Origin of the sequence: Streptococcus sp. oral taxon 071 str. 73H25AP (assembly GCF_000146755.1) — a bacterium.
In the GTDB taxonomy this organism is placed as follows: Bacteria; Bacillota; Bacilli; order Lactobacillales; family Streptococcaceae; genus Streptococcus; species Streptococcus oralis_T.
This window is the reverse complement of sequence record NZ_GL397254.1, coordinates 1,355,607-1,376,171: the sequence shown is the minus strand read 5'-3', so window position 1 is coordinate 1,376,171 and position 20,565 is coordinate 1,355,607. Positions and strand designations below refer to the sequence as shown.

General features: G+C 43.0%; 24 protein-coding genes. 14 read left to right on the top strand and 10 right to left on the bottom strand.

Translation table 11 applies throughout. The features are described from left to right. Nucleotides 1–47: 47 nt before the first annotated feature. From HMPREF9189_RS09000 to HMPREF9189_RS08950, 12 genes are all read left to right on the top strand, one after another. Complete coding sequence (locus HMPREF9189_RS09000; protein WP_000257840.1) at nucleotides 48–272, top strand: acyl carrier protein; 225 nt, start codon at nucleotides 48–50, stop codon at nucleotides 270–272. 117 nt (nucleotides 273–389) lie between these two features. After that, nucleotides 390–1,364: an enoyl-[acyl-carrier-protein] reductase FabK gene (gene fabK, locus HMPREF9189_RS08995; RefSeq protein ID WP_000857448.1), complete on the top strand. Its 975-nt coding sequence runs from the start codon at nucleotides 390–392 to the stop codon at nucleotides 1,362–1,364. After that, on the top strand, nucleotides 1,357–2,277 hold the full coding sequence (gene fabD / locus HMPREF9189_RS08990; protein WP_000167616.1) for an ACP S-malonyltransferase: 921 nt from the start codon (nucleotides 1,357–1,359) through the stop codon (nucleotides 2,275–2,277). Before fabK ends, fabD begins: the two co-directional genes overlap by 8 nt. Before the next feature lie 44 nt (nucleotides 2,278–2,321). After that, nucleotides 2,322–3,053, top strand: a complete 732-nt coding sequence (gene fabG, locus HMPREF9189_RS08985; protein WP_001176204.1) for a 3-oxoacyl-[acyl-carrier-protein] reductase — start codon at nucleotides 2,322–2,324, stop codon at nucleotides 3,051–3,053. Between the two features lie 28 nt (nucleotides 3,054–3,081). Then, nucleotides 3,082–4,317: a beta-ketoacyl-ACP synthase II gene (gene fabF, locus HMPREF9189_RS08980; RefSeq protein ID WP_000774048.1), complete on the top strand. Its 1,236-nt coding sequence runs from the start codon at nucleotides 3,082–3,084 to the stop codon at nucleotides 4,315–4,317. A gap of 2 nt (nucleotides 4,318–4,319) precedes the next feature. After that, nucleotides 4,320–4,808, top strand: coding sequence for an acetyl-CoA carboxylase biotin carboxyl carrier protein (accB, locus tag HMPREF9189_RS08975; RefSeq protein WP_001052307.1), 489 nt, complete (start codon nucleotides 4,320–4,322; stop codon nucleotides 4,806–4,808). After that, on the top strand, nucleotides 4,805–5,227 hold the full coding sequence (gene fabZ / locus HMPREF9189_RS08970) for a 3-hydroxyacyl-ACP dehydratase FabZ (protein WP_000565511.1): 423 nt from the start codon (nucleotides 4,805–4,807) through the stop codon (nucleotides 5,225–5,227). Before accB ends, fabZ begins: the two co-directional genes overlap by 4 nt. 11 nt (nucleotides 5,228–5,238) lie before the next feature. Beyond that, on the top strand, nucleotides 5,239–6,606 hold the full coding sequence (gene accC / locus HMPREF9189_RS08965; protein WP_000488663.1) for an acetyl-CoA carboxylase biotin carboxylase subunit: 1,368 nt from the start codon (nucleotides 5,239–5,241) through the stop codon (nucleotides 6,604–6,606). Nucleotides 6,607–6,641: 35 nt separating this feature from the next. Further along, nucleotides 6,642–7,508 carry an acetyl-CoA carboxylase, carboxyltransferase subunit beta gene (accD, locus tag HMPREF9189_RS08960; RefSeq protein ID WP_001173374.1) on the top strand — a complete coding sequence of 289 codons (867 nt, stop codon included), beginning with the start codon at nucleotides 6,642–6,644 and terminating at the stop codon, nucleotides 7,506–7,508. Beyond that, nucleotides 7,505–8,272: an acetyl-CoA carboxylase carboxyl transferase subunit alpha gene (locus HMPREF9189_RS08955; protein WP_001017377.1), complete on the top strand. Its 768-nt coding sequence runs from the start codon at nucleotides 7,505–7,507 to the stop codon at nucleotides 8,270–8,272. Before accD ends, HMPREF9189_RS08955 begins: the two co-directional genes overlap by 4 nt. Before the next feature lie 154 nt (nucleotides 8,273–8,426). Continuing rightward, nucleotides 8,427–8,612, top strand: a complete 186-nt coding sequence (gene briC, locus HMPREF9189_RS0102210; protein WP_025168549.1) for a biofilm-regulating peptide BriC — start codon at nucleotides 8,427–8,429, stop codon at nucleotides 8,610–8,612. A gap of 18 nt (nucleotides 8,613–8,630) precedes the next feature. Next, nucleotides 8,631–9,353 carry a CPBP family intramembrane glutamic endopeptidase gene (locus HMPREF9189_RS08950; RefSeq protein ID WP_009755420.1) on the top strand — a complete coding sequence of 241 codons (723 nt, stop codon included), beginning with the start codon at nucleotides 8,631–8,633 and terminating at the stop codon, nucleotides 9,351–9,353. 48 nt (nucleotides 9,354–9,401) lie between these two features. On the opposite strand, the gene nusB is transcribed toward HMPREF9189_RS08950, so the two are convergent. The 9 genes from nusB to gatC form a co-directional block, all read right to left on the bottom strand. After that, nucleotides 9,402–9,824 (bottom strand): transcription antitermination factor NusB, encoded by a 423-nt coding sequence (gene nusB / locus HMPREF9189_RS08945; RefSeq protein ID WP_000203646.1) that lies wholly within the window; start codon nucleotides 9,822–9,824, stop codon nucleotides 9,402–9,404. Beyond that, nucleotides 9,817–10,206: an Asp23/Gls24 family envelope stress response protein gene (locus HMPREF9189_RS08940; protein WP_000510583.1), complete on the bottom strand. Its 390-nt coding sequence runs from the start codon at nucleotides 10,204–10,206 to the stop codon at nucleotides 9,817–9,819. Before HMPREF9189_RS08940 ends, nusB begins: the two co-directional genes overlap by 8 nt. A gap of 21 nt (nucleotides 10,207–10,227) precedes the next feature. Continuing rightward, entirely contained in the window at nucleotides 10,228–10,788 is a 561-nt protein-coding gene (gene efp, locus HMPREF9189_RS08935; RefSeq protein WP_000568633.1) for an elongation factor P, read from the bottom strand. 81 nt (nucleotides 10,789–10,869) lie between these two features. Then, a complete protein-coding gene (locus tag HMPREF9189_RS08930; protein WP_000505814.1) occupies nucleotides 10,870–11,997 on the bottom strand; it encodes an SPFH domain-containing protein in 1,128 nt (375 codons plus the stop codon). An 8-nt stretch (nucleotides 11,998–12,005) separates the two neighbouring features. Beyond that, nucleotides 12,006–12,962, bottom strand: coding sequence for a zinc-ribbon domain-containing transport protein (locus HMPREF9189_RS0102205; protein ID WP_009729833.1), 957 nt, complete (start codon nucleotides 12,960–12,962; stop codon nucleotides 12,006–12,008). Between the two features lie 99 nt (nucleotides 12,963–13,061). Then, nucleotides 13,062–13,457: a hypothetical protein gene (locus HMPREF9189_RS08925; RefSeq protein ID WP_001031994.1), complete on the bottom strand. Its 396-nt coding sequence runs from the start codon at nucleotides 13,455–13,457 to the stop codon at nucleotides 13,062–13,064. Nucleotides 13,458–13,514: 57 nt separating this feature from the next. Continuing rightward, nucleotides 13,515–14,960 carry an Asp-tRNA(Asn)/Glu-tRNA(Gln) amidotransferase subunit GatB gene (gatB, locus tag HMPREF9189_RS08920; RefSeq protein WP_001008633.1) on the bottom strand — a complete coding sequence of 482 codons (1,446 nt, stop codon included), beginning with the start codon at nucleotides 14,958–14,960 and terminating at the stop codon, nucleotides 13,515–13,517. Then, nucleotides 14,960–16,426 (bottom strand): Asp-tRNA(Asn)/Glu-tRNA(Gln) amidotransferase subunit GatA, encoded by a 1,467-nt coding sequence (gene gatA, locus HMPREF9189_RS08915; protein ID WP_000143683.1) that lies wholly within the window; start codon nucleotides 16,424–16,426, stop codon nucleotides 14,960–14,962. Before gatA ends, gatB begins: the two co-directional genes overlap by 1 nt. After that, nucleotides 16,426–16,728: an Asp-tRNA(Asn)/Glu-tRNA(Gln) amidotransferase subunit GatC gene (gene gatC / locus HMPREF9189_RS0102200; RefSeq protein ID WP_000705438.1), complete on the bottom strand. Its 303-nt coding sequence runs from the start codon at nucleotides 16,726–16,728 to the stop codon at nucleotides 16,426–16,428. Before gatC ends, gatA begins: the two co-directional genes overlap by 1 nt. 165 nt (nucleotides 16,729–16,893) lie before the next feature. On the opposite strand from gatC, the gene HMPREF9189_RS08910 reads away from it, so the two are divergent. Together HMPREF9189_RS08910 and HMPREF9189_RS08905 are read left to right on the top strand one after the other, a co-directional pair. Next, nucleotides 16,894–17,586, top strand: a complete 693-nt coding sequence (locus tag HMPREF9189_RS08910; protein ID WP_000468958.1) for a TIGR02206 family membrane protein — start codon at nucleotides 16,894–16,896, stop codon at nucleotides 17,584–17,586. 146 nt (nucleotides 17,587–17,732) lie between these two features. Continuing rightward, a complete protein-coding gene (locus tag HMPREF9189_RS08905; RefSeq protein ID WP_000174857.1) occupies nucleotides 17,733–19,277 on the top strand; it encodes a peptide chain release factor 3 in 1,545 nt (514 codons plus the stop codon). A 300-nt stretch (nucleotides 19,278–19,577) separates the two neighbouring features. Here the strand turns inward: HMPREF9189_RS08905 and HMPREF9189_RS08900 are convergent, their stop codons facing one another. After that, complete coding sequence (locus HMPREF9189_RS08900; protein WP_000029014.1) at nucleotides 19,578–20,531, bottom strand: aromatic acid exporter family protein; 954 nt, start codon at nucleotides 20,529–20,531, stop codon at nucleotides 19,578–19,580. Nucleotides 20,532–20,565: the final 34 nt, after the last annotated feature.

The following is a 20,565-nucleotide window of genomic DNA, read 5'->3' as shown; positions in this document are numbered from 1 at the left end:
TGGTAAACACATAGTTATAAAATTTTATATTTTAAAGGAGTCCTATCATGGCAGTATTTGAAAAAGTACAAGAAATTATCGTTGAAGAACTTGGAAAAGACGCATCAGAAGTAACACTTGAATCTACTTTTGATGATTTGGATGCAGATTCATTGGACTTGTTCCAAGTAATCTCTGAAATCGAAGATGCTTTTGATATCCAAATCGAAGCAGAAGATAACTTGAAAACAGTTGGTGACTTGGTTGCCTATGTTGAAGAGCAAACAAAATAATTAACATATTACTAGAAGGAGTAGGGGAGACCCACTCCCTCTTGTTTAGGTAATAGTTTGAAATTCAAATGATAAACTTATCGAACTATTACGTAAGCAAGGAATGATGGAGGCACTATGAAAACACGTATTACAGAATTATTGAACATTGATTATCCTATTTTTCAAGGAGGAATGGCCTGGGTTGCTGATGGTGACTTGGCTGGTGCGGTATCAAAAGCTGGTGGTTTGGGGATCATCGGTGGTGGAAATGCACCCAAAGAGGTCGTAAAGGCTAATATCGATAAAATCAAATCACTTACGGATAAACCTTTTGGTGTCAACATCATGCTCTTGTCACCTTTTGTAGAAGACATCGTTGATCTCGTGATTGAAGAAGGGGTTAAGGTGGTTACAACTGGTGCTGGAAATCCAAGTAAATACATGAACCGTTTCCATGATGCAGGAATTACAGTGATTCCAGTTGTTCCTAGTGTTGCTTTGGCAAAACGCATGGAAAAAATTGGTGCGGATGCCGTCATTGCAGAAGGTATGGAAGCTGGTGGACACATTGGTAAATTAACAACGATGACCTTGGTTCGCCAAGTTGCTGCAGCTGTTTCAATTCCAGTTATTGCTGCTGGTGGTATTGCAGATGGTGAAGGGGCAGCAGCTGGGTTTATGCTTGGCGCAGAAGCCGTTCAAGTAGGAACTCGTTTTGTAGTCGCCAAAGAGTCTAATGCTCATCCAAACTATAAAGCTAAAATTTTAAAAGCTCGTGATATTGATACAACGATTTCAGCACAACATTTTGGACACGCAGTTCGTGCCATTAAAAACCAGTTGACTCGTGATTTCGAGCAGGCTGAAAAGGATGCCTTTAAACAAGAAAATCCAGATTTAGAAATCTTTGAGCAAATGGGTGCAGGAGCTTTAGCTAAAGCTGTTGTCCATGGAGATGTAGAAGGCGGTTCAGTGATGGCCGGCCAGATTGCAGGTTTGATTTCTAAAGAAGAAACTGTTGAAGAAATCTTAAAAGATATCTACTACGGTGCAGCTGAAAAAATTCAAGAAGAAGCTGCTCGTTGGGCAGGAGTTACAAGAAATGACTAAAACAGCCTTTCTATTTGCGGGCCAAGGTGCTCAGTATATAGGGATGGGACGTGATCTCTATGACCACTATCCTATCGTCAAGGAAACAATTGACCAAGCTAGCCAAGTCTTAGGGTATGACCTTCGTGACTTGATTGACAATGATGAAGCAAAGTTAAATCAGACTCGCTACACGCAACCAGCTATTCTAGCTACATCCGTTGCTATTTACCGATTATTGAAAGAAAAAGGCTATCAGCCAGACATGGTGGCAGGACTGTCCCTCGGAGAATATTCGGCTCTTGTAGCAAGTGGTGCCTTGGACTTTGAGGATGCAGTTGCCTTGGTTGCTAAGCGTGGGGCTTATATGGAAGAGGCTGCACCAGCAGGCTCTGGAAAGATGGTTGCCGTTCTTAATACTCCAGTTGAAGTGATTGAGGAAGCTTGTGAAACAGCCTCTAAAGTTGGAGTAGTGACTCCAGCTAACTACAACACCCCAAGCCAAGTCGTTATAGGTGGTGAGGTGGCTGCGGTTGACCGCGCAGTTGAACTCTTGCAGGAAGCAGGAGCAAAACGATTGATTCCTTTAAATGTTTCTGGTCCTTTCCATACAGCCCTTCTTGAGCCAGCCAGTCAGCAACTAGCTGGAGCTCTTGAGGAAGTGAGTTTCTCTGATTTTACTTGTCCACTAGTCGGCAATACGGAGGCTACTGTTATGGAAAAAGATCGAATCCAAGAGCTCTTGACGCGTCAGGTCAAAGAACCTGTTCGTTTTTATGAAAGTATTGCTGTGATGCAGGATGCTGGGGTGACCAACTTTATTGAAATCGGTCCTGGTAAGGTCCTATCAGGATTTGTCAAAAAAATCGATAAAACTGCTCAGCTAGCTAACGTTGAAGATCAAACAAGCTTGGATGCTTTGCTAGGAAACTAGTGACCCCTTCTCCCAGAAAATACAACAGGAAACAGGAGAATAGAATGCAACTAAAAAATAAAAATATCTTTGTTACAGGTTCAAGTCGTGGTATCGGACTTGCCATTGCTCACAAATTTGCCAAACTAGGTGCGAATGTAGTTTTGAATAGTCGGGGAGCAATCTCAGAAGAATTGCTGGCTGAGTTTTCAAACTACGGCGTCAAAGTAGTACCGATCTCAGGTGATGTTTCAGACTTTGCAGATGTCAAACGTATGGTAGATCAAGCAATTGCAGAACTCGGTTCTGTCGATGTCTTGGTCAACAATGCTGGGATCACTCAAGATACGCTCATGCTCAAGATGACTGAAGAAGACTTTGAAAAGGTGATTAAGATCAACTTGACAGGTGCCTTCAACATGACTCAAGCTGTCTTGAAACAGATGATAAAGGCGCGTGAAGGTGCGATCATCAATATGTCCAGTGTGGTCGGTTTGATGGGAAATATCGGGCAGGCTAACTATGCAGCTTCTAAAGCAGGTTTGATTGGGTTTACCAAGTCAGTAGCACGTGAGGTTGCCAATCGCAATGTGCGAGTAAATGCTCTTGCACCAGGGATGATCGAATCGGATATGACTGCTGTTTTGTCTGATAAGGTCAAGGAAGCGACATTGGCCCAAATCCCAATGAAGTGTTTTGGTCAAGCAGAACATATCGCAGATGCTACAGTGTTCCTGGCTGGACAGGATTATTTGACTGGACAAGTTCTCGCTGTTGATGGCGGACTTAGCATGTAAAAAATAAGGAAAGATATAGGTAAGACAGATGAAACTAAATCGAGTTGTAGTAACAGGTTACGGATTGACCTCTCCTATCGGAAATACTCCAGAAGAATTTTGGAACAGTTTGCAAACTGGGAAAATTGGAATTGGAGAAATCACTAAGTTTGATCACAGCGAATTTGCTGTGCACAATGCGGCAGAAGTTCAAGATTTTCCATTTGATAAATACTTTGTCAAAAAAGATACCAACCGTTTTGATAACTATTCTTTGTATGCCTTGTATGCGGCTCAAGAAGCGGTGACAAATGCAAATCTTGATGTAGAAGCAATCGATAAAGATCGCTTTGGTGTCATTGTGGCTTCTGGTATTGGGGGAATTAAAGAAATCGAAGATCAGGTTATCCGTCTTCATGAAAAAGGTCCAAAACGCGTTAAACCAATGACACTTCCAAAAGCCTTGCCAAATATGGCTTCAGGAAATGTTGCTATGCGTTTCGGAGCAAACGGTATCTGTAAATCAATCAATACAGCCTGTGCCTCATCAAATGATGCCATTGGGGATGCCTTCCGTTCAATCAAGTTTGGTTTCCAAGATGTTATGTTAGTTGGTGGATCAGAAGCTTCTATCACTCCATTTGCCATTGCTGGTTTCCAAGCTTTGACTGCCCTATCAACTACAGAAGATCCAACTCGTGCTTCTATTCCATTTGACAAAGATCGTAATGGTTTTGTGATGGGAGAAGGTTCAGGGATGTTGGTTCTTGAAAGCCTTGAACATGCTGAAAAACGTGGTGCAACTATCTTGGCTGAAGTAGTTGGTTATGGAAATACCTGTGATGCTTACCATATGACTTCACCTCATCCAGAAGGTCAAGGTGCCATCAAGGCAATTAAATTGGCTTTGGAAGAGGCAGAAATTTCTCCAGAGCAAGTGGCTTATGTCAATGCCCACGGAACTTCAACTCCTGCTAATGAAAAAGGTGAAAGTGGTGCGATTGTAGCTGTTCTTGGTAAAGAAGTACCAGTATCTTCAACCAAGTCCTTTACAGGACACTTGCTTGGTGCTGCAGGGGCAGTAGAAGCCATCGCTACAATTGAAGCCATGCGTCATAACTATGTACCAATGACAGCTGGAACAAGTGAGTTGTCGGATTATATCGAAGCGAATGTCGTTTATGGACAAGGCTTGGAGCAAGAAATCCCTTATGCTATTTCAAACACTTTTGGTTTTGGTGGACACAATGCGGTTCTTGCTTTCAAACGTTGGGAGAATAAATAATTATGAATTTAAATGAAATCAAGGACTTGATGGCTCAATTTGACCAATCAAGTTTGAGAGAATTTTCTTATAAAAATGGAACGGACGAATTGCAGTTCAGTAAGAATGAAGCAAGAATGGCTTCTGGAGCACCAACTCAAGTTGCTCCAGTGTCAACTGCAGTAGCTGCAAGTCCAGTAGTTTCTGCCCCTTCAACTCCAGTAGAGAGTGAAGTGGAAGAAGCTCCAGCACCAGCTGAAACGACTGTTGCTCCAGAGGGTGATGTCGTTGAGAGTCCACTTGTAGGGGTGGCTTACTTGGCTGCTGGACCAGATAAACCTGCCTTTGTCACAGTTGGAGACAGTGTTAAAAAAGGTCAGACTTTGGTGATCATTGAAGCTATGAAAGTCATGAATGAAATCCCTGCACCTAAGGATGGTGTGGTGACAGAAATTCTCGTTTCAAATGAAGAAATGGTTGAGTTCGGTAAAGGATTGGTACGTATCAAATGATCGATATTCAAGGAATCAAAGAAGCTCTACCCCATCGTTACCCTATGCTCCTAGTGGATCGTGTCTTGGAAGTGAGCGAGGATACCATTGTTGCCATTAAAAATGTGACCATCAACGAACCTTTCTTCAATGGTCATTTTCCTCAATACCCAGTTATGCCAGGTGTTCTTATCATGGAAGCCTTGGCTCAGACTGCTGGTGTCTTGGAATTGTCCAAACCTGAAAATAAAGGGAAACTGGTCTTCTACGCTGGAATGGACAAGGTTAAGTTCAAGAAGCAAGTTGTACCAGGTGACCAATTAGTCATGACGGCTACTTTTGTTAAACGTCGTTGTACAATTGCTGTGGTTGAAGCAAAGGCTGAAGTAGATGGTAAGCTTGCAGCGAGTGGTACTCTTACCTTTGCAATTGGAAACTAAGGAGGTTCTCCATGTTTCGTAAAATTTTGATTGCCAACCGTGGTGAGATTGCGGTTCGCATTATTCGAGCTGCGCGTGAATTGGGCATTGCGACCGTAGCAGTTTATTCAACTGCTGATAAGGAAGCTCTTCACACACTCCTAGCGGATGAAGCTATCTGTATCGGACCTGGTAAGGCGACAGAGTCTTATCTCAATATCAATGCAATTTTGTCTGCTGCAGTCTTGACAGAAGCAGAAGCCATCCACCCAGGTTTTGGTTTTCTTAGCGAAAACTCCAAGTTTGCCACGATGTGTGATGAAGTGGGGATTAAGTTTATCGGCCCTTCTGGCGCTGTAATGGATACCATGGGTGATAAGATAAATGCGCGAGAGCAAATGATCAAGGCTGGGGTTCCAGTTATTCCAGGATCTGATGGTGAAGTTCATACGGCTGAAGAGGCCCTTGCAGTTGCAGAAAAAATTGGCTATCCTGTCATGCTTAAGGCATCGGCAGGTGGTGGTGGAAAGGGAATTCGTAAGGTTGAAAAGGCAGAAGACCTGGTCGCAGCCTTTGAGACAGCATCCAGTGAAGCCAAGGCCAACTTTGGAAACGGCGCTATGTATCTTGAGCGTGTGATTTATCCAGCTCGTCATATCGAAGTTCAGATTCTTGCAGATCAAGAGGGTCATGTTGTCCATCTTGGTGAACGGGACTGTTCACTTCAACGGAATAACCAAAAGGTCTTAGAAGAAAGCCCATCCATTGCGATCGGCAAAACCCTTCGTCATGAAATTGGTGCTGCAGCCGTTCGTGCAGCAGAGTCTGTAGGCTATGAAAATGCAGGGACGATTGAATTTCTTCTTGATGAAGCGAGTGGCAATTTCTACTTCATGGAAATGAATACTCGTGTGCAAGTTGAACACCCAGTCACAGAGTTTGTTTCAGGTGTTGATATCGTGAAGGAACAGATTCGCATTGCGGCCGGGCAACCCTTACCTTTCAAACAAGAAGATATCGTCCTACGAGGTCATGCTATCGAGTGCCGGATTAATGCAGAAAATCCAGCATTTAACTTTGCTCCAAGCCCAGGGAAAATTACCAATCTCTATCTACCAAGTGGTGGAGTTGGCTTGCGCGTGGACTCAGCAGTTTATCCAGGTTATACCATTCCCCCTTACTATGATAGTATGATTGCTAAAATCATTGTTCATGGGGAGAATCGTTTTGATGCTCTTATGAAGATGCAACGGGCACTTTATGAACTTGATATTGAAGGAGTGCAAACCAATGCAGACTTCCAGTTGGATCTGATTTCAGACCGCCGAGTTATCGCTGGTGACTACGATACTTCCTTCTTGATGGAAACTTTCTTGCCAAAATACCAAGAAAAAGAATAGACTTTCAAACAGTATGAGAACTAAAAGGGGGAGTTATGGCTCTATTTAGTAAAAAGGATAAGTATATTCGGATTAATCCTAACCGTTCCGTAAGGCAGAAACCACAAGCCAAGCCTGAGGTTCCGGATGAACTCTTTTCCCAGTGTCCTGGTTGTAAACACACCATTTACCAAAAGGATCTTGGGAGCGAACGAATTTGTCCCCATTGTAGCTATACTTTCCGTATTTCAGCTCAGGAACGCTTGGATTTGACGATTGATTCTGACAGCTTTGTGGAGATGTTTACAGGTATTGAAACTCAAGATCCATTAAACTTTCCTGGCTACCAGAAAAAACTTGCTACTATGCGTGAAAAGACAGGTTTGGATGAAGCCGTACTGACTGGTACAGCTAGCATCAAGGGACAAAAAGTTGCCCTTGGGATCATGGATTCAAACTTTATCATGGCTTCGATGGGAACCGTTGTGGGTGAAAAAATCACGCGCTTGTTTGAGTATGCAACGGTAGAAAACTTGCCAGTCGTTCTCTTCACAGCTTCTGGTGGAGCCCGTATGCAAGAAGGAATCATGAGTTTGATGCAGATGGCTAAAATTTCTGCGGCAGTTCAACGTCATTCCAAGGCAGGACTTTTTTACCTAACTATTTTAACCGATCCGACAACAGGTGGAGTGACAGCTTCTTTTGCTATGGAAGGTGATATTATCCTAGCGGAGCCTCAGAGTTTGGTTGGGTTTGCTGGGCGTCGTGTTATCGAAAATACAGTTCGTGAGACCTTGCCGGATGACTTCCAAAAGGCAGAATTTTTGCTTGAACATGGATTTGTTGATGCAATTGTTAAACGGAGAGAATTGCCTGAAACAATTGCTAAATTAGTAAGATTGCATGGAGGAAGTCGCGGATGAATATTGCAAAAATAGTCAGAGAGGCACGCGAGCAGAGTCGCTTGACCGCACTTGATTTTGCCAATGGAATCTTTGACGAGTTTATCGAATTGCATGGAGACCGCTCTTTCCGTGATGATGGTGCGGTCATCGGTGGAATTGGCTGGTTAGGTGAGCAAGCAGTAACCGTCGTTGGTATCCAAAAGGGGAAAAGTCTTCATGACAACCTCAAACGAAATTTCGGCCAACCACATCCAGAAGGCTATCGCAAGGCCTTGCGCTTGATGAAACAAGCAGAGAAGTTTGATCGTCCAGTTGTAACCTTTATCAATACGGCGGGTGCTTACCCTGGTGTAGGAGCCGAGGAACGTGGACAAGGTGAAGCAATTGCTCGAAACCTGATGGAAATGAGTGACCTCAAGGTTCCAATCATCGCGATTATTATCGGCGAAGGAGGATCTGGAGGTGCATTAGCACTAGCCGTAGCTGACCGTGTCTGGATGTTAGAGAACTCAATCTATGCAGTACTTAGCCCTGAAGGCTTTGCCTCTATCCTTTGGAAGGATGGGAGTCGTGCTATGGAAGCAGCGGAATTAATGAAAATCACTTCACACGAACTCCTAGAAATGGGAATCGTAGATAAGGTAATCTCAGAAGCAGGCCTCTCCAGTAAAGAGCTACAAGCTCGTGTTAAAAATGAATTGCGTGCAGAACTAGATAGGTTGCAAGAACTACCACTTGACCAACTTATTGAAGAACGTTACCAACGCTTTAGAAAATACTAAGAATGACTAAATGAGACTAGAAAGGTCTCATTTTTTATGGAAAAATGCAATTCAGGACGAAAAATTGTCAGATGAGGAGATGGACTATAAAATAGACAAAAAGATGTATACTGTAGATGTGAGCCTACAACAATATTTTAAGAAGGTACTTAATATGACAGGTACAGAAACATTTACAGTTCTTTCGTCTGAAGACTTAGAGCAAACTTCAGGTAGTCTTGCTGTTTGGGAGGATGGATATGGTAGATGCTTATATTATAGAGAATTTGCTTCCTATATGAGGCAAGGGGCACTTAATTCTTATAGAGATGCTTGGAAGTACGGCTTCCGAGCAGGATAATCTTTCAAAAAAAGTACGATGAGAAACACAAAGAAACTAAGACAATTTGGAATATTTTTGCTTATTATTTTACTATCTACCTATTTACCACAAACAATTGGATTGTATGTGACGATCATTTTAGGGTTAGGAGCTGATGTCTATTCTCTTATTTTAACAATGGGATTAGTGGGAAGTTTCCTTCTATTAATTTGGTGGTTAAAAAAGAAAAAGATGCTCTTTATCTTTGAGAAAAAGAGCTGGAACTGGTCATTTGTCTTCTACTTATTTGCAACTTATGTGGTTTATCAGATTCTCGGTAATTTTTGGACACGCTATGCTCATTTGATTAATCATAGGAATATTCATGATGAGTATTTTACCGTGATTCTTTCAAATGGACAACCAACTTTTCTATCTACAGTTCTTAGTTTTATCTTAACAGTAGTTATTGGTCCTATTTTGGAAGAGATGCTTGATCGTGGATATTTTATGAGCACCTTCTTTCCTAAATCAAAGTACTATTTAGATGTCATCTTATCAGGCCTTATCTTTGGGCTTAGTCATTTGATACTATCTCACAGAGACCCAATTAGTTTATTATATTATAGTCTGATTGGTTTCTTTTTCGCTCTTGTCTATCGTTCTACAGACAATCTTCGATTGACCATTCTCTGTCATAGTTTTTTCAACTTTCTTATTTATGTAAAACCCATCTGGATTTTTGTTTACAATTATATCTATTATCATTTTTTTAGATAGTGGAGGCAAAGAAAAAAGTGTTTGATATTTGTCAAACACTTTTTCTATTTACTGTTCTTCTGTTACAAACTGGCTGAGCAGTCCATTGATAAAACGGGCAGACTTTTGATCTGAGAAGTTCTTTGCAAGCTCGATAGCTTCATTAACAGCAACTAGCTGAGGGGTGTCAAATGAAGTGATTTCAAAGACTCCCAAGCGAAGGAGGTTTCTCTCCACGAGCGTTAAACGCTCAATGGTCCAACCTGCTTTTAAATGCTGTGTGATTTGCTTGTCTAGCTCTTCCTTTTTAGCTTGAACACCAGAAACGAGCCCTGTCAAAAAGGCTGGAAGTTGCACATCCGTATCTTCACGATCGTGTGTGTAGGCGAAACGACAGGCGGTTTCGACATCTGTACCGAACTCAAGGCTCATGAGAGCTTGAAAAGCGCATTTACGGAGCTCACGTCTAGATTCTAATAGTGGACTAGTCATTGAGGAAATCCTCATCAAACAAGTCTTTCAAGTCTGGTTTTGGTGTTTTATCTGGAACGATACCTGCAACGTGGATATTGATAGCAGCGAGTTCTACATCAGCCATATTGCGGACTGCATCTTTGACAGCTTTTTGGATAGCAACAGCTACCTTAGGAACTTTTACTCCGTACTCAAGGTAGAGGTAGATATCTGCTGTGAGTTCTTCGTCCACATTTTTAAGATAAACACCGCGGCCGAGCGAAAGTTTTGAAAGGGTGTCAGATACTGATTTGTTTGAAAAAGAGTGAACACCCTCTACTTTTGCTGTAGCAATAGCAATGATTTTTTCAAGTACACGTGGGGCGATAACGATTTCGCCAAGTTGTTCTTCAATTCCCATAGAATGACCTCTTTCTAGAGATTAGGCACGAGAAACGTAAGTTCCTTCTGCAGTGTTGATAACGAGTTTTTGTCCTGCTTCGATGAAGTCTGGCACGTTTACGACAAGTCCAGTTTCCATCGTTGCTGGCTTGCCAGAACCTGTAACAGTAGCACCTTTGATAGATGGTTGAGTTTCTGCAACTGTCAATTCGACAGTAGTAGGAACGGTAACACCAATCACTTCAGTTCCGTAGAATTGGATCTTCACTTCTGAGTTTTCAAGGATGTAAAGTAATTCGTTTTCAACGTTGACTACAGGGATTTCGTATTGGTCGTAAGTTTCTGTATTCATGAAGTAAGCAGTGTCATCCATTTTGTACAAGTATTGAGCTGGGACAGTCTCGATGATAGCTTGTTCAAATTTTTCCTCTGGACGGTAGCTTGTGTCAAATGTAGAACCAGTACGGACATCGCGCAATTTCATACGCATGATGGTGTTTCCTTTACCTGGTTTGTGGTGGCTAGCTTCCAAAACGCGGATCAATTTTCCGTCAGCTGCTTCAAAGGTCATACCAGCCTTTAATTTACTTGCTTCAATCATGTTTTTACCTCTTTAATAAAATAATTTACTCTTTATTGTACCATAAAAGACAACATTACTCAAATGTCAAAAGGAGCTTAATTAGTTGACTGGTACGATATTTCCATCTTCGTCTTTGGTAACGAGGACGTATTTTCCATCGACTTCGATGTAAAAATTCTTGCTGGCAGTTTGCCCAGTGTTTTGGGCCGGTGCTTGATTTTGGACTTGTTGGCTTAGTTGACCACCGAGAGTTTGGCCAAGATTCATACCCATAAACATGTTCATCCCATTGCCATTCCCTTCATTGGCAGCTGCAGCAATAAGTGCTTCGTTACGAGCACGGCGTTCTTCGATTTCAATCGTGTTGTACTTCATTGCCACGAGCTCACTATCAAGCTTGCGAACGATATCAAGACTTTCTTGGTCGTAGCTGAGGTCTTCAAGCAAGATATTAGTTGCTTCAATTCCGTAGAGGCCTGTCCAAACCTTGTTGACCTCTTGTTTAGCGAGTTCGTTAAAGGTGTCTTGGTTGGCATTGAGGGTATAGATATCTACCTTGTTTTCGTTGGTATACTTGGCAATGGCAATCGCGATTTTCGGTGCGATATTTTGACGGAGCGTTCCTTGAGCTACATCTTGGAGAGTAAATGGCTGTCCGTCAGTAATTTGACGGCTAACAGAACTTACGTAGAAGAGGACTGGGTCTGCTATTTTTACATCAAACAAGCCATAGAAACGGATGTTAAGCAGTTGTTGGTAACGTTCGCTGAAGTATTCGACCGCATTTTGTGTGCCGAACTTATTACCTGCAATAGGTTGCATGCGAATAAAGATGATTTCTTGTTGAGTGATGACTTGTCCACCAAAAGAGAAACGGTTTTTAAAGTTTTCCCAAGTGCCTTTTAAACCACCTTTTTCAAGGAGCCAGGCGTTATCACCAGCTTGCCATTCGTGGCTACCAGCTTCAAGGACCTCACCAAGGAAGGTACCGTTGTTTACCAAAACAGCGGTATAGCCTTGGGGAACGATAACCACACTGCCATCTGACAAGAGGCCTGTATTTTGATTGCTGTGACGAGAACGTCCATCTGGGTCTTTAGTGAGTAATTGCCCCTTGATGGCCAAGGCGTCGCCAGAGACATTATCTGGAAGGACAATGGCTTCCTTGAATTTACTATCATTAAAACTATTTAAGCCTGCTGATAAGGCTGCACGTATAAATCCCATAATTCCTCCTAATTATAAAGCTCGTCTTCATCCACAACATCATAGGTATCAAGTACCCATTGGTTTGGACTGCGAGAGAGATTGGCACCACAGTAGTCACACTCGCTAACTGCAGAGATTTTTAATGGGGCACCACAGTTTGGACAGTGGTCGCTCACAACTTGGTCTGGATTGACTGCTTGCGTTTGGCTACCATGTTGACGGATAAAGTTCAATTGATACACGGTGAAGAGATCTTTTTTAGGATCTCCTTCGAGGACACGACGAGTCTCATCGTCAATGACATAGTCCCGCAAGGTAGATGACAGAATCACCACTAAGGTATCGTTTCCGTCAGGATTTTCAATGAACTCCTTGATGCGAACATTTTCGATACAGACTTTCTCTAAAACATTAGTTGTTTTAGCTCGAATATGGTCCTCAAGTTGGGTACTATGTTGAGAGTAGAGACTGGTACTTTCCAAAGCGCGGACAGAGTTCCAATTTTTCTCAGTCCAGGCAACCTGCAATTTAAGGTAGACTTCCTTAACCCAAGATGTGAAGGCTTCCGCGTCAAAGTTTGGATCCCCGTATTTCACACGGCTAATGGCCAGTGTGTTGTGTTCAACTCGACGATGGAGCGTCTGATAATCATTACTAGTGTAGGTTGAACTCGAATCTCCAGACTTACTCTGCAAGGATTTGACGATAACAACTAGTATGATTCCTCCGACTAATATGAACATAAATCCTAGATCGGGAGAGCTAGTAGAACTGTCAGAGGATGATCCGTATCCAGAGCGGTAGTAGTGATAGGATGAGCCGCCAGAACGACTTCCACCTCCACTTGAGCGGCTACTACTTCTGGAGCTACTGCGGCTGCTCCCTCCACTTCTGGAATGTCCAACACCCGCATCAACGATTTGAGGCACGGATAGAAAAACAAGTAATAAACAGGTCATTAAGAGAGCGTAAAACTTTTTCATGTGTCTCCTAACTATATGATTGAAAAGGTAGAATTCTGAATTTGAATGATTATTAAACTATTTAAGAACCTTTAAAAATCATCTAAGATATACTAGGTGTTATTTACTAGCATTTAGCTTCTTTATGGAATGGCGCTCGATGAGCCATCCCACAATCCATCCTATTGCTAGCAAGTAATTTTCAAAAGCACCGATAGCATTTACAGGAGAGTGATATTCCATATAATTGAGTAAGTGATTTGTTCCTATTCCAATTCCGCCAATAATGAGAGCAAGAAGTGCGATTCGTAGATAGAACCAATCGTATTTAATATTGATAGCGAGAATAATAATCAATACAGCTAAATTCCATATTCCAATTTCTCGTTGCCAACCAGCAGATATTCCGTAACCGGAGTGGCTTCCCATGTATGATGGAAAGAAAATTTGTAGTATAGAAGCGCCTAACATAGCGATGATGACTAAGGCAAATAGCAATCGTAAAAATTTGTTCATTTATTCTCCTTGTCTCATTCTCGGTTTAAAAGTAGAAAAAAGTGTATAAAGAGTAAATTACTCACTGTCTTTCAATTTCGTCAATTCCTGGGCAAGTAGTTTAAGGGCAACTTGTGGGTTGGCTTGACCTTTGGTTGCCTTCATAAGGAATCCTGTGAAGGCCTTGTCTGCGTTTCGTTTTCCTGACTTGAAGTCGGCGACAGCGGCTTCATTATCGGCAAAGACTTGGTGGATGATTGGAATCAAGATAGCTGGATCTGAGATTTGGACCAAACCTGCTTTTTCCACGTATTCACGCGCTCCACCGCCATTTTTAGCCAGATGAACAAAGACTTTTTTGGCAATCTTAGAAGAGATAGTGCCGTCTTCGATGATGGCAATCATTTCTACTAAGTTTTCTGGTGTCAACTCGATTTGTTCGAGTGTTTTTCCTTCGGCATTCAAGAATTGAGCGACTTCCCCTTGGAGCCAGTTAGAGACTTGCTTAGCATCGCCACCGAGGGCAACAGCTTTTTCAAAGAAATCAGAAGTGACTTTGTTTGCAGTTAACTGACTAGCATCGTAGTCTGACAAGCCAAGGTCAGCAACGTAGCGAGCACGGCGTTCTTTTGGAAACTCTGGCAACTCTGTACGCATTTCTTCGATCCACTCATCAGAGATTTCAAAGAGGGGTAGGTCTGGTTCTGGGAAGTAGCGGTAGTCTGCAGCCCCTTCCTTGACACGCATGAGGATGGTTGCTTTGTTAGCTTCATCGTAACGGCGTGTTTCTTGGCGAATTTGACCACCTGAGCGAAGGATTTCGGCTTGACGTTGGACTTCGTATTCAAGCCCCTTACGGACGTTAGAGAAGGAATTCAAGTTCTTCAACTCAGTCTTGGTACCGAATTTCTCTTGACCATAAGGACGAAGGGAGATGTTCGCATCCACACGCATAGAACCTTCTTCCATCTTAACGTCAGAAATGCCAGCGTACTGGATAACTTCCTTGAGGGCGGTCAGATAAGCGTAGGCCTCTTCAGGAGAACGCATGTCCGCTTCAGATACAATCTCAATCAATGGTACCCCTTGACGATTGAGGTCAACATAAGAGTAGCCATCTGTACCGTGGGTGTTTTTACCAGCGTCTTCTTCTAGGTGGGCGCGTTCAATACCGATTTTCTTGGTCGTACCGTCTTCTAGCTCCACTTCAATCCAGCCGTTGTAGCCGATTGGCTCATCAAACTGAGAAATTTGGTAGGCTTTTGGATTATCAGGATAGAAGTAGTTCTTGCGGTCAAAGTGCATGTGCTTGTGGATGTCCATGTTGAGGGCAAGAGCTGCCTTGATACCAGCATCGACAACCCCTTTATTGAGAACTGGCAGAACTCCTGGGAAGGACCAGTCAATCACGTTGGTGTTGGCGTTTTGGTCATTTCCGAAGTGGGCAGAAGTTGGTGAGAAGATTTTTGAATTGGTGTTGAGCTCTACGTGGACTTCAAGTCCAATGACTGTTTCAAAGTTCATTAGTTATCACCTCCAAAAATCACGGGTTGTTGTTTGTGGTAGTCTGTTGTCGCTTCAAAAGCAGCAGCAACTTGGTAAATGGTTTCTTCTGAGTATTTAGGACCGATCAATTGGAGACCAACAGGTAGACCTTGAGAGAATCCAGCAGGAATCGAAATCCCTGGGAGACCGGCCAAGTTGACTGGGATGGTCAATAGGTCAGCTAAGTACATGGCAACTGGGTCATGGTTGAGTGAGTCCAAGTCATATGCAACGCTTGGAGCAGTTGGTCCCAAAATCAAGTCATAATCCGCAAAGACTTTTTCAAAATCTTGGATGATGAGGGTACGGACTTGTCCAGCCTTCTTGTAGTAGGCATCGTAGTAACCTGATGAAAGACTGAAAGTACCCAGCATGATACGGCGTTTCACTTCTTCACCGAAACCTTGGCTACGGCTGTTTATATAGATTTCATCAAGGTTGCTTGCATCTTCTGCGCGGTAGCCGTAACGGATACCGTCAAAGCGTTGCAAGTTTGATGAAGCTTCTGATGAAGCGATGATGTAGTAAACGGCAACACCGTATTTTGAGTGAGGAAGGCTCACTTCTTCGACGATAGCGCCAAGTTTCTCAAAGTGTTTGGCTGCCTTGATAATGGTTTCTTTAACTTCTGGGTCAATTCCTTCGCCAAGGTATTCTTTAGGCAAAGCAATTTTCATGCCCTTGATGTCTTGCCCGATTTTTGAAGTAAAGTCGGCAATACGGACAGGGGCAGAAGTAGAATCTTTGGCATCTTCGCTGGCAATAGCGTTGAGCAAGAGGGCATTTTCCTTAACAGTTGGTGCAAAAGGTCCGATTTGGTCTAGGGAGCTACCGAAGGCAATGAGACCGAAACGAGAAACTGTTCCGTAGGTAGGTTTGAGACCAACGACCCCGTTGAATGCGGCAGGTTGGCGGATGGAACCACCAGTATCAGAACCAAGTGACAAGCGGACTTGCCCTGACGCTACAGCTGCAGCAGAACCACTTGATGACCCACCAGGAACCTTGCTGTGATCCCAAGCATTTTTGGTGGCACCGTAGTAAGAAGTCTCACCAGAACCACCCATAGCAAACTCATCCATGTTGGTTTTCCCAACGACAATCAAGCCCTTGGTTTTTGCATTGGCAACGGCTGTCGCATCAAAGATAGGCTCGTAGTTGTAGAGCATTTTTGAGGCTGCAGTTGTCAGGATGCCGTCCGTAGAGATATTATCTTTAACAGCCAGTGGAATCCCTGAAAGGACATTATCAGCGTCAATTCCAGCTTCATCAATGGCTTTGGCTTGAGCAAGAGCCTGCTCCTCAGCGATTGTAACAAATGAATTGAGGTCTTCCTCACGAGACTTGATATCTTCAAGTGTAGTCTGGGTCAATTCAGTTGCTGAAATCTCCTTAGAGACAAGGAGATTGTGTAACTCTTCAATGGTTTTATGATTAAAAGTCATTAGGCATCTCCTCCATCGTCTAGGATAGCTGGTACCTTGATATAGTAGTTGTCTTTTTCAGGTACGTTTTTAAACAAGCGATCACGGTCAGTTCCTTCTTCGGCCACATCAGGGCGGAGTACGGTCTTGCGGTCAGCCATCGTTGTAGTAGGTGCGACACCAGTTGTGTCGACTTCGCCCAGCAACTCAACCATGTCAACAATTTTAGATAAGGTTGTCGCAAAGGTAGCAGTTTCTTCTTCAGAGAATGTTAATTTTGAAAGATTGGCAACGTGAGTTACCTCTTCTTGCGTAATTTTCATCTTGCATCCTTTCGTGAAATGATGATTTTTAGTCTGTTCTATTTTACCATATTTTCCTATAAATAAGGGAGCCAAACTGAAAAGAAATAGAAATTGAAAAATCGCTTGTAATTCGCTATAATGGTTGAACTAGAGAATAGAGAAAATAAGAGTTAGGATAGAAATATGTTCCATCAATTTATCACCAGAACTCAGACGGTTCCTCCTCCTATTCCGCTTTTTTGGTATGGGATTATGATGCTTGTCTTAGTGCTTTGTATTTATGGGGCGCTTACTTATCACAAGAATCCACGCTTTGTCTACTTGTTTAAGGGGATTCAGATCCTCCAGTTACTAGCTCTTTATAGTTGGTATGTTGGTTTTGGGATTTCTTTGTCAAATAGTCTGCCTTTTTATCATTGCCGTTTAGCTATGTTTGCGGTGGTTTTCTTGCCCGATAAATGGCGGAGCAAGCAGTATTTTGCCCTCTTAGGAGCAAGTGGAGCGGTCTTTGCACTGGTTTACCCCGTTTTTGACCCCTATGATTTCCCCCATATCACCAGCTTTTCGTTTTTGATTGGACATTATGCTCTTTTGGTGAACTCCTTGGTCTACTTGATGAATCACTATGACAAGAGCCTACTCAAGAAATATATGATTGTAGCCTATACCTTTATCCTCAATCTCTTTCTAGTTGGGGTTAATCAGGTGACTGGTGGGAATTATGGGCTCTTAAGAGATACACCATTTATCTCGAATGCGCCTCTATGGATAAAGTACCTCCTTGTGTCGGTTATTTTTTCTCTTGCCTTGCTTCTCTTTGATATCTTGTTCAAAAAACGGTGGAAAAAGAAAAATCAGGTAAAATCAGTACTCTAGCTTACCTTTTTCATCAGACGAGCAATTGAAAAACTCCCTGAAATTCGCTATAATAGGTAAGTTGAAAGGATTGGAATATTCCGATGTAAAAATATAAAATTAAATATAGCATTCACTATTATCCTAAAAGAAAAGAAAGAGAAGATATGACTTTACAAGAAGAAATTAAAAAACGACGCACCTTTGCCATTATTTCCCACCCGGACGCGGGGAAAACAACCATCACTGAGCAGTTGCTCTACTTTGGGGGCGAGATTCGTGAGGCTGGTACGGTTAAAGGAAAGAAAACAGGGACTTTTGCCAAGTCTGACTGGATGGATATCGAGAAACAACGTGGGATTTCGGTCACGTCATCAGTTATGCAGTTTGACTACGATGGCAAGCGCGTGAACATCCTCGACACACCAGGGCACGAGGACTTCTCAGAAGATACCTATCGTACCTTGATGGCGGTGGATGCTGCAGTCATGGTCGTGGACTCTGCTAAGGGTATCGAGGCCCAAACCAAGAAATTGTTTGAGGTTGTGAAGCACCGTGGCATCCCAGTCTTTACCTTTATGAACAAGCTGGACCGTGATGGTCGTGAGCCACTGGACCTCTTGCAAGAATTGGAAGAAGTCCTAGGCATTGCGAGCTATCCTATGAACTGGCCAATCGGGATGGGGAAAGCCTTTGAAGGATTGTATGACCTCTATAACCAACGTTTGGAACTTTATAAAGGGGATGAACGTTTTGCCAGTCTGGAAGAAGGGGACAAGGTCTTTGGAAGCAATCCTTTCTACGCTCAGGTTAAGGACGATATCGAACTGTTGCAAGAAGCAGGAAATGAATTCTCAGAAGAAGCTATCCTTGCTGGAGAATTGACGCCAGTCTTCTTCGGTTCAGCCCTGACCAACTTTGGGGTGCAGACCTTCCTTGAGACCTTCCTTAAGTTTGCTCCAGAACCACATGGTCACAAGAAAACAGACGGCGAAATGGTGGATCCTTATGACAAGGATTTCTCAGGATTCGTTTTTAAAATCCAAGCAAACATGGACCCTCGTCACCGTGACCGTATCGCCTTTGTTCGTATCGTATCAGGTGAATTTGAGCGTGGTATGAGTGTCAATCTACCTCGTACTGGCAAGGGTGCCAAACTATCTAATGTCACCCAGTTTATGGCGGAAAGTCGTGAAAATGTGACCAATGCTGTGGCTGGAGATATCATCGGGGTTTACGATACAGGTACCTATCAGGTTGGAGATACGCTAACTGTTGGGAAAAACAAATTTGAGTTTGAACCACTGCCAACCTTTACTCCTGAGATTTTTATGAAGGTTTCGCCTAAGAACGTCATGAAACAAAAATCCTTCCACAAGGGAATGGAGCAGTTGGTGCAAGAAGGAGCCATCCAACTTTATAAGAATTACCAAACTGGTGAGTACATGCTGGGTGCTGTCGGGCAACTCCAATTTGAAGTCTTTAAACACCGTATGGAAGGCGAGTATAACGCTGAAGTTGTTATGACTCCAATGGGTAAAAAGACTGTCCGTTGGATCAAGCCAGAGGACCTAGACGAACGCATGTCTTCTAGTCGTAATATCTTGGCAAAGGACCGCTTCGACCAACCTGTCTTCCTCTTCGAAAATGACTTTGCCCTCCGCTGGTTTGCGGATAAGTATCCAGATGTAGAGTTGGAGGAAAAAATGTGATTCAGTAAGTCTACTTGATTGCATAGCAATCTAAGTAGGCTACGGCAAGTCCTATTAGACTTGCCTAACTGCCTCACTAACTGAGTTTTACAAATGAAATCGATTTGTAAAACTCAGTGTCGTAATTTAACAATCGGTAACCGCTATGGCAGCTTCCCTAAACACTTCATTAGGACAAGTGCCCGAATGATTTTGATTCGTGGAATTTGGATTTATTTTCATATAGTAAAGGTAATTGAAGTCAAAGGTAAATTAAAAACCTCAGAGAAATCATGTTACATGAATTCTTCTGAGGTTTTTCTAGTTTCCATATTTTTGGTAAAAATCGACCTTAACCTGGATAAAGGTTTCGGCTTCGCGTAGTAGCTGCAGGAGGGTGGCGCGGGTCTCAAACTCCTCACGTGTTTTAGGGAGACTCCGATTGCGGAAGACTCGCAGATAACGTTTGATGTCATCAAGTAGGTCATGAGCAGGATTGGTCTGACTTAGCTGGGCAGCAATCTTCGAAAAGAGCTGGGCCAAAATCAAACTCTCACTTGCGGCCAGATGACAGGTATTGATCTGCTGGGCCATATTTCGCAGGATGCGACTTTGTCTCTGTCTCATCTCAAAGTAGTGGATGTGGTAGTCCGTTTGGTGAAAGAGGTGGTCCGAGTGATCCAAATAAACCAGCTTGAGGGCTTCTTCAAGAAGCTCATCCAATTCGTCAACGAGTTGGGCTTGATTGCGTCCGTCTCCTCTTGACAGATAGTATTTAAAGCGAAGCAGGATGTCTTTTAACTTTTCTTCGACCTGAAGGTGGTAGCTTTGGATGGCTTTCTCACGAGAGGGCATATAAAGGTTGACCAATAGAGCAAAGCTTGTCCCGATGAGAAAGAGGAGTACTTCATTAAGCAAGAGCTCTGGGGAAGTAGACTCCTGTACCAAGAGATGACCGACCAAGACACTGCTAGGGGTGATGCCGATTTCCCAACCCATTTTATAGGCTAGAGGCACATAGAGAGCCAGATAGAGGCCTAGGCTCCATATGTGAAAGCCCGTAAGCTGAAAGGCTAGAACGCCGATAGCGAGCGCTAGGAGCATGGAGAAGAGGCGGTTACGTGCTAATTTCAGTGTGCTTCGGCGCGTGTCAGAAAGGCTTAAGAGGGCGATAATACCAGCTGAAACAGCTGAAGATAAATCCAAAAAATAAGCGAGAAAACAAGCGAGACAGGTCGCCAAGATCAGTTTTGTCGTACGTTGGGTGATAGACATGAGAATTTCCTAAACTAATAGAATCGAGTGTTTA

Bases quoted from the DNA above. Each gene is read 5' to 3' on its own strand.
- HMPREF9189_RS09000 (WP_000257840.1), top strand. From the start codon at position 48: ATGGCAGTATTTGAAAAAGTACAAGAAATTATCGTTGAAGAACTTGGA.
- fabK (WP_000857448.1), top strand. From the start codon at position 390: ATGAAAACACGTATTACAGAATTATTGAACATTGATTATCCTATTTTT.
- fabD (WP_000167616.1), top strand. From the start codon at position 1,357: ATGACTAAAACAGCCTTTCTATTTGCGGGCCAAGGTGCTCAGTATATA.
- fabG (WP_001176204.1), top strand. From the start codon at position 2,322: ATGCAACTAAAAAATAAAAATATCTTTGTTACAGGTTCAAGTCGTGGT.
- fabF (WP_000774048.1), top strand. From the start codon at position 3,082: ATGAAACTAAATCGAGTTGTAGTAACAGGTTACGGATTGACCTCTCCT.
- accB (WP_001052307.1), top strand. From the start codon at position 4,320: ATGAATTTAAATGAAATCAAGGACTTGATGGCTCAATTTGACCAATCA.
- fabZ (WP_000565511.1), top strand. From the start codon at position 4,805: ATGATCGATATTCAAGGAATCAAAGAAGCTCTACCCCATCGTTACCCT.
- accC (WP_000488663.1), top strand. From the start codon at position 5,239: ATGTTTCGTAAAATTTTGATTGCCAACCGTGGTGAGATTGCGGTTCGC.
- accD (WP_001173374.1), top strand. From the start codon at position 6,642: ATGGCTCTATTTAGTAAAAAGGATAAGTATATTCGGATTAATCCTAAC.
- HMPREF9189_RS08955 (WP_001017377.1), top strand. From the start codon at position 7,505: ATGAATATTGCAAAAATAGTCAGAGAGGCACGCGAGCAGAGTCGCTTG.
- briC (WP_025168549.1), top strand. From the start codon at position 8,427: ATGACAGGTACAGAAACATTTACAGTTCTTTCGTCTGAAGACTTAGAG.
- HMPREF9189_RS08950 (WP_009755420.1), top strand. From the start codon at position 8,631: ATGAGAAACACAAAGAAACTAAGACAATTTGGAATATTTTTGCTTATT.
- nusB (WP_000203646.1), bottom strand. From the start codon at position 9,824: ATGACTAGTCCACTATTAGAATCTAGACGTGAGCTCCGTAAATGCGCT.
- HMPREF9189_RS08940 (WP_000510583.1), bottom strand. From the start codon at position 10,206: ATGGGAATTGAAGAACAACTTGGCGAAATCGTTATCGCCCCACGTGTA.
- efp (WP_000568633.1), bottom strand. From the start codon at position 10,788: ATGATTGAAGCAAGTAAATTAAAGGCTGGTATGACCTTTGAAGCAGCT.
- HMPREF9189_RS08930 (WP_000505814.1), bottom strand. From the start codon at position 11,997: ATGGGATTTATACGTGCAGCCTTATCAGCAGGCTTAAATAGTTTTAAT.
- HMPREF9189_RS0102205 (WP_009729833.1), bottom strand. From the start codon at position 12,962: ATGAAAAAGTTTTACGCTCTCTTAATGACCTGTTTATTACTTGTTTTT.
- HMPREF9189_RS08925 (WP_001031994.1), bottom strand. From the start codon at position 13,457: ATGAACAAATTTTTACGATTGCTATTTGCCTTAGTCATCATCGCTATG.
- gatB (WP_001008633.1), bottom strand. From the start codon at position 14,960: ATGAACTTTGAAACAGTCATTGGACTTGAAGTCCACGTAGAGCTCAAC.
- gatA (WP_000143683.1), bottom strand. From the start codon at position 16,426: ATGACTTTTAATCATAAAACCATTGAAGAGTTACACAATCTCCTTGTC.
- gatC (WP_000705438.1), bottom strand. From the start codon at position 16,728: ATGAAAATTACGCAAGAAGAGGTAACTCACGTTGCCAATCTTTCAAAA.
- HMPREF9189_RS08910 (WP_000468958.1), top strand. From the start codon at position 16,894: ATGTTCCATCAATTTATCACCAGAACTCAGACGGTTCCTCCTCCTATT.
- HMPREF9189_RS08905 (WP_000174857.1), top strand. From the start codon at position 17,733: ATGACTTTACAAGAAGAAATTAAAAAACGACGCACCTTTGCCATTATT.
- HMPREF9189_RS08900 (WP_000029014.1), bottom strand. From the start codon at position 20,531: ATGTCTATCACCCAACGTACGACAAAACTGATCTTGGCGACCTGTCTC.